The following is a 6233-nucleotide window of genomic DNA, read 5'->3' on the forward strand; positions in this document are numbered from 1 at the left end:
TGCGTGCCGCTATCAACGCTTGTTGGTTTTTAGCAGCGCTTTCAAGCGATATATGGCGTCTAACGCTTGCCGCGGACTTAAATGATCGGGATCGAGTTCTTCCAGCAGCACGACAGCCGGGTGGCATTCCTGGCTGGTGAATAAGTCGAATTGGTTGATTTCGCTATGATTTTGCAGCTCGATGTAAGCGGTGTTTTCCAATTGCGCCAGCTTGTTTTTGGCGTTGGCAATCACGCTTTGCGGCACGCCGGCCAGCGCCGCAACTTGTAAACCGTAGCTCTGACTGGCGGGGCCGTCCTTGACGACGTGTAAAAACACGATCTTGTCGCCGTGTTCCATCGCATCCAAATGGATGTTGTGAATATTGCCTTGTTCTTCGGCCAGCGTGGTTAATTCGAAATAATGGGTAGCGAACAAGGTGAACGCCTGGGTATGGCGGGCCAGATAATCCGCGCAGGCCCAAGCCAACGACAATCCGTCGAAGGTGCTGGTGCCGCGGCCGATTTCGTCCATCAAAATCAAGCTGTTGCTGGTGGCGTTATGCAGTATGTTGGCGGTTTCCGACATTTCCACCATAAAGGTCGAACGGCCGCTGGCCAGATCGTCGGAGGCGCCGATACGCGTGAAAATCTTGTCTATCGGTCCGCAGCGTAGCGATTGCGCAGGCACGTAGCAACCGATGTGTGCCATCAGCACAATCAGCGCGGCCTGGCGCATATAAGTCGATTTACCGCCCATGTTCGGGCCGGTGATTACCAGCATCCGCCGCTCTGTCGAAAAATCAAGGTCGTTGGCGACGAACGGAATGCTGGAGAGTGCTTCTACTACCAGATGCCGGCCGGCGACAATATCGATGCCCGGCTGTTGATCCAACACCGGTTGCGACAAGTTTAAGGTTTCGGCGCGTTCGGCGAAATTCACCAACACATCCAGTTCCGCTAAGGCGTTGGCGCAATGCTGTAGATCCAGTAAGGCCTCGCCCAGCGTATCCAGCAACTGATCGTATAAGGCTTTCTCGAAGGACAGTGATTTTTCGCGGGCGCTCAACACCTTATCCTCAAACGACTTCAGTTCCGGGGTGATGTAACGCTCCGCACCTTTCAGCGTTTGCTTGCGGGTGTAATGCACCGGCACCTTGTCGGCTTGGGCGTTGGAAATCTCGATGTAATAACCGTGTACCCGGTTGTAATTCACCTTCAGCGTGGCGATGCCGGTAGCGGCCCGCTCCCGCTGTTCCATATCGATCAGAAACTGGTCGGCGTTCTGACTGAGATTGCGCAGTTCGTCCAACTCCGGGTGATAACCGGGGGCGATCACCCCGCCGTCGCGAATCAGCACTGGCGGATTGTCGATGATGGCGCGTTGCAGCAACGCCAGTATTTCCGGCTGTTCGCGCAATTGTGCGCGCAGATGTTCCAGATGCGGATTGTCGCTATCCGCCAGCTGTGTTTGCAGCTGCGGCAAAACCGCCAAGGTGTGCCGTAAAACCAGCAGATCGCGCGGCCGCGCCGACTTCAAAGCGATGCGCGAGCTGATCCTTTCTATATCGCCAACCTGACGCAGGCTGCCTTGCAGATCCTTATATAACTGATTGACCAACAAACTTGCGACGCAGGCATACCGGCCATTTACAACAGCATGATCCCTTAACGGCCGGTGTATCCAACGCCGCAAGCAGCGGCTGCCCATCGCGGTGGCGGTCTTGTCCAAGACGCCCAGCAAGGTATATTGCAGTTGGCCGCTAGGATGGCTATCCAACTCCAGATTACGGCGGCTGGCGGCATCCAGGCTGATGCTGTCGTCGCAGTTTTCGACCCGAATGCCTTGAATATGGGGCAGGGCGCTTTGCTGGGTATCGCGCACGTATTGCAGCAAACAACCCGCCGCGCAAATCGCCGCCGGCAAATGCTCGCAACCGTAACCTTTCAAGTCGTGGCTATTGAACTGCTTTAAAATCAACAGCCGACAACTATCCAAATCAAAATGCCAGGGCGGACGCTTACATAAGCCACGGCGTTCCTTGATGGCGGACGGAAGTTTGATATCTTCGCTATACAGCAGTTCCGCCGGATTCAAGCGCTCGATTTCGCTCAGCAGCTGAGTTTCGCTGTCCAATTGTTGCAGCGTGAATTTGCCGCTACCTAAGTCCAGACAGGCCAGTCCGAAGAACTTGTCGAATACGGCCAAGGCCACCAGCAGATTGTCCTTGCGATCTTCCAGTAAGGCTTCATCGGTGACGGTGCCGGGGGTGACGATGCGTACGACCTTGCGATCCACCGGCCCTTTGGATTTGGCAGGATCACCGATCTGTTCGCAAATGGCTATCGATTCGCCTTGTTTCAATAAACGGGCAATATAGTTTTCCGCGGCGTGATAGGGAATGCCGGCCATCGGAATGGGTTGACCGCCGGACTGGCCGCGTGCGGTCAGCGTAATATCCAATAACTGCGCAGCCTTTTTTGCATCATCGAAAAACAGCTCGTAAAAATCGCCCATCCGATAAAAAAGCAGCGTGTCCGGCTGACCGGATTTGATGCGAAAATACTGCTGCATCATCGGGGTGTGTTGCAATTCAGTGTCTTGCTTGCTGCCTTGTTTTGTTTGGAGATTCATTCGTAAACTAATGAAATAATAGATAATTGTTCTATGCTGTGAGTCATGTTTGCGCCAACTGCACTTTTCAAAACTTCCCTGCACTTTGCTGTTTAGTATAGGTTTTAGTATAGGTTTTTTCGAGTTATACTCGTGTCATCGATCAACAAAAAACCTATACTAAAATGCAATTCGATGCCCGCACCGCTAAAGCTTTGCAGCCAGGACAGCATATGGCTTTTGACGATTACCCCGGACTGCGTTTGTCTGCCATGGCAAAGGTGAGAACTTGGTTTTATCGATATAGAAGTACTGTTGATGGACGCCTTAGGCAGGTGTCCATCGGTCATTGGCCGTCAATGTCATTTCCAGCGGCTATTGTCGCTTGGGAAGCTTTGAAAAACCAGCGTGATTCTGGTAGTGATCCTGTATTAGAGGCGAAGCAAGCAAAATTAGAGGCAAAAGCTTTAATATTAAAACGAGAGGCGGCAAATTCTGAAAACGCTTATACAGTACGTGTGCTGTGTGATGAATATTTAACTGGACATGTTTGGAGCTATAACTAAATCTGGTGTTTGGAGTTGAAGAGAAGCGGCGTATCTGGTTGATTATTTGTGACCAAACAAAACGATCAACCGAGGAATACGCCACGATGAAGAAGAGTAATGTAATCGACCTGTCGAGTCGAGAAGAGAACGCCGATCCTTTGACCGACCTGATTCGGCAAGGGGCGCGCAAGCTGATTGAGCAAGCGATCGAAGCCGAATTGGCGATCTATCTGGAAGCCTTCAGCGAGCGGAAGCTGAACAATGGCCGGGCAGCGGTGGTCCGCAACGGTTATCAGCCGGAACGTGAGATTCAGACCGGCATCGGCCCCGTATCCGTTAAAGTGCCGAAGGTTCGGGCGAAAGACGGCCAAAGCGCTACCTTTCGTTCGGCTCTGGTACCGCCGTATGTCCGTAAGACACGTTCTCTGTCTGCCGCGTTGCCCTGGCTATACCTGAAAGGCATTTCCACGGGTGAAATGGAAGCGGCGCTGGAAGTGTTGGTGGGCTCGGAAGCCAAGGGGCTATCGGCCAGTACCGTGGCGCGTTTAAAACGCGATTGGGCAGCCGAATATACCGATTGGCGAGCGACTCGCCTGGATCGTGACCAATGGGTTTATGTGTGGGCCGACGGCATCTATAGCGGTTTACGAGCGGAAGACGCCAAACTGTGTGCCTTAGTCATCATCGGCGTCAATGAGCGCGGCGAGAAGCGCTTTCTGGCGATTGAAGACGGCGTGCGCGAATCGACGCAGAGTTGGCGGGAAGTGCTGCAAGGTCTGAAGGCGCGCGGCATGAATGCCCCTAAGCTGGCCATAGGCGACGGCGCGATGGGCTTCTGGTCGGCGCTGGACGAAGTCTACAGCGACACCCGGCAGCAACGCTGCTGGGTACACAAGATGAACAATGTGCTGAACCGTGTGCCGCAATCGGTACAGCCGAAGATGAAGCAATCGCTCTACGACATCTGGCAGGCTGACACCCAACAGCATGCTGAGCAGGCATTCGATCAGTTTGCCACGCTGTTTGAGGCCAAATATCCCAAGGCGGTTGAGTGTTTGTACAAGGATCGAAATGAACTATTGGCGTTCTATGACTTTCCGGCACAGCACTGGCAACGCATCCGAACGACCAACCCCATTGAATCGACCTTCGCCACCATCCGGCACCGGACTACCCGAGCCAAGGGCTGTCTCTCGCGGGATGGCATGCTGCACATGCTGTTTAAACTGGGTCAATCAGCCGAGAAAACCTGGCGTCGCCAGCGAGGATTTGATTATCTTGCCAAAGTGATTACCGGCATCCCATTCAAGGATGGCATTGAAGTCGATACCACTGACCGGATCGCCGCTTGATTTAGCCCTGAACACCAGATTTGACAATAGCTCCATGTTTGTCGTCACAGAGCCAAAAAAGGTTCTACTGAAATTACTAGAATGTTTAACACAATGCTGGGTGATATGGCGGATTTACCATCCACTGCAATTACCCGCGCAATGGCTTTTGATTTGATTCAAAAATACGCCGCAATATCGCCCGTGCAGGCTGGAAAATTACGATGTGAGTTAGGAGCTGCATGGGATTATGCAATGGATGCCGGTAGACTACCTGAAGCTGCAGTAAATTGGTGGCGCTTAATTTTACGTGGAAAAATTAGATCAAAAGGAAAGACCATAGAAGGTAAGAACATCGGCGTGGTCAAACGCGTACTTACTGAAGACGAAATCGGTGAATTGATTGCTTGGCTTCCAAATTTCGCACCGATAATTACTGACGTTTTAATGTTATATCTTTGGACCGGAACTCGCGGCTCAGAAATTGTTGGCATGTCAGGAACTGAAATTAGTGAAGAGGGTGGCCAAGTTTGGTGGACGATACCGAAAATTAGAACGAAAAACGCCCGACATGAAACTGCTACAGATCAAAGTGTGCCCTTATTCGGTAGAGGTTTGACCGTAGTTTTACGGCGGAAGAAGTTATATGGCGACGGTTTTCTATTTCCATCCCGTCATAAAGTGGGGCACATCGAACAAAAATACGTCACTGAACAGGTATTTTATAGGCAACCCTATAGTCAGATTCGCCCTGAGCAGGTGAGGCCTCGATTAACGGTGACTCATTGGGCACCGCATGATTTGCGACGGACGTCACGCACCTTGCTTGCAAAATTAGGATGTCCAGATTCCGTAGGTGAAACGATTCTCGGTCATATGTTACCCGGTGTGGTGGGAACTTATAATCGGCATCAATATGACGATGAAAAACGCCTATGGCTCTTTAATCTGTCAGAGCATCTTGAGTCATTGGCAAAGCGTTTCGAGATTTAGGTTTGCCGTTGCGTCCGCCTATTGCCGTATTAGGGGGGGCAATAAATCGGAAACAGGACGCGATTCAGCCCATTCTTCAATTTCACGTAGTAACCAGCAGGAACGGCGTGCAGATGCTTTACGAGGCTTAGGGAACTCATCGGCACGAATCAATGATTGGATGGTAGATTCAGAAAGCCCTGTGACTTCCGAAACCGCCTCAAGATCAATCATGATAGGTCTCAATACCGACTGACGTTTATGGGGGTTACTCATGTATTTGTTGTCTATCAATAAATAGGTCACTGGTTCGATCCGGCCTTGTTTTAAATAAAGCAATGACCGGATTGGTAGCCATTTTTTCTTACTCAGGATTCAAATATTTTTGGTTAACATTTGTAGTGGTCAACTTTTTTCGGACACACAATTAGGTTGCTGTTCTGCCATTTTCATTTCATAGTCATTGGGCGACAGGTAACCCAATGACGAATGCAAGCGCCGACTGTTGTAGAAATTGACCATGTAGTCAGTCACGTCGCGAATGGCCTCGCTGTGGTTGGCATACTGGCGGCGCCAGACTCGCTCCATTTTCAGATTGAGAAAGAATCGCTCCATGACCGCATTGTCCCAACAGTTGCCCTTGCGACTCATGCTGCCTTGGAAGCCATGGCGCGTCAGTAACTCCCGGTACTCGTGACTGGCGTACTGGCTGCCACGATCAGAATGCACGATCAGACCCGGTGGCGGTTGCCGCTGGGCAATGGCAATCTGCAAAGCGGTACAGACCAAT

General features: G+C 51.4%; 6 protein-coding genes. 3 read left to right on the forward strand and 3 right to left on the reverse strand.

The window, feature by feature from the left end:
• Positions 1-12 precede the first annotated feature (12 nt).
• Positions 13-2613: a DNA mismatch repair protein MutS gene (gene mutS / locus NP589_RS06915; RefSeq protein ID WP_256606312.1), complete on the reverse strand. Its 2601-nt coding sequence runs from the start codon at positions 2611-2613 to the stop codon at positions 13-15.
• Between the two features lie 164 nt (positions 2614-2777).
• On the opposite strand from mutS, the gene NP589_RS06920 reads away from it, so the two are divergent.
• The 3 genes from NP589_RS06920 (at position 2778) to NP589_RS06930 (ending at position 5464) form a co-directional block, all read left to right on the forward strand.
• Positions 2778-3158 (forward strand): integrase arm-type DNA-binding domain-containing protein, encoded by a 381-nt coding sequence (locus NP589_RS06920; protein WP_256606313.1) that lies wholly within the window; start codon positions 2778-2780, stop codon positions 3156-3158.
• Positions 3159-3244: 86 nt separating this feature from the next.
• Entirely contained in the window at positions 3245-4492 is a 1248-nt protein-coding gene (locus NP589_RS06925; RefSeq protein ID WP_256606314.1) for an IS256 family transposase, read from the forward strand.
• An 81-nt stretch (positions 4493-4573) separates the two neighbouring features.
• Entirely contained in the window at positions 4574-5464 is an 891-nt protein-coding gene (locus NP589_RS06930) for a tyrosine-type recombinase/integrase (protein ID WP_256606315.1), read from the forward strand.
• Positions 5465-5482: 18 nt separating this feature from the next.
• Here the strand turns inward: NP589_RS06930 and NP589_RS06935 are convergent, their stop codons facing one another.
• Positions 5483-5782 carry a helix-turn-helix transcriptional regulator gene (locus NP589_RS06935; protein ID WP_256606316.1) on the reverse strand — a complete coding sequence of 100 codons (300 nt, stop codon included), beginning with the start codon at positions 5780-5782 and terminating at the stop codon, positions 5483-5485.
• A 66-nt stretch (positions 5783-5848) separates the two neighbouring features.
• On the reverse strand, positions 5849-6233 hold a 385-nt coding region (locus tag NP589_RS06940; protein WP_256606317.1), incomplete at its 5' end, for a DDE-type integrase/transposase/recombinase.

Origin of the sequence: Methylomonas rosea (assembly GCF_024505055.1) — a bacterium.
GTDB classification, from domain to species: Bacteria; Pseudomonadota; Gammaproteobacteria; order Methylococcales; family Methylomonadaceae; genus Methylomonas; species Methylomonas rosea.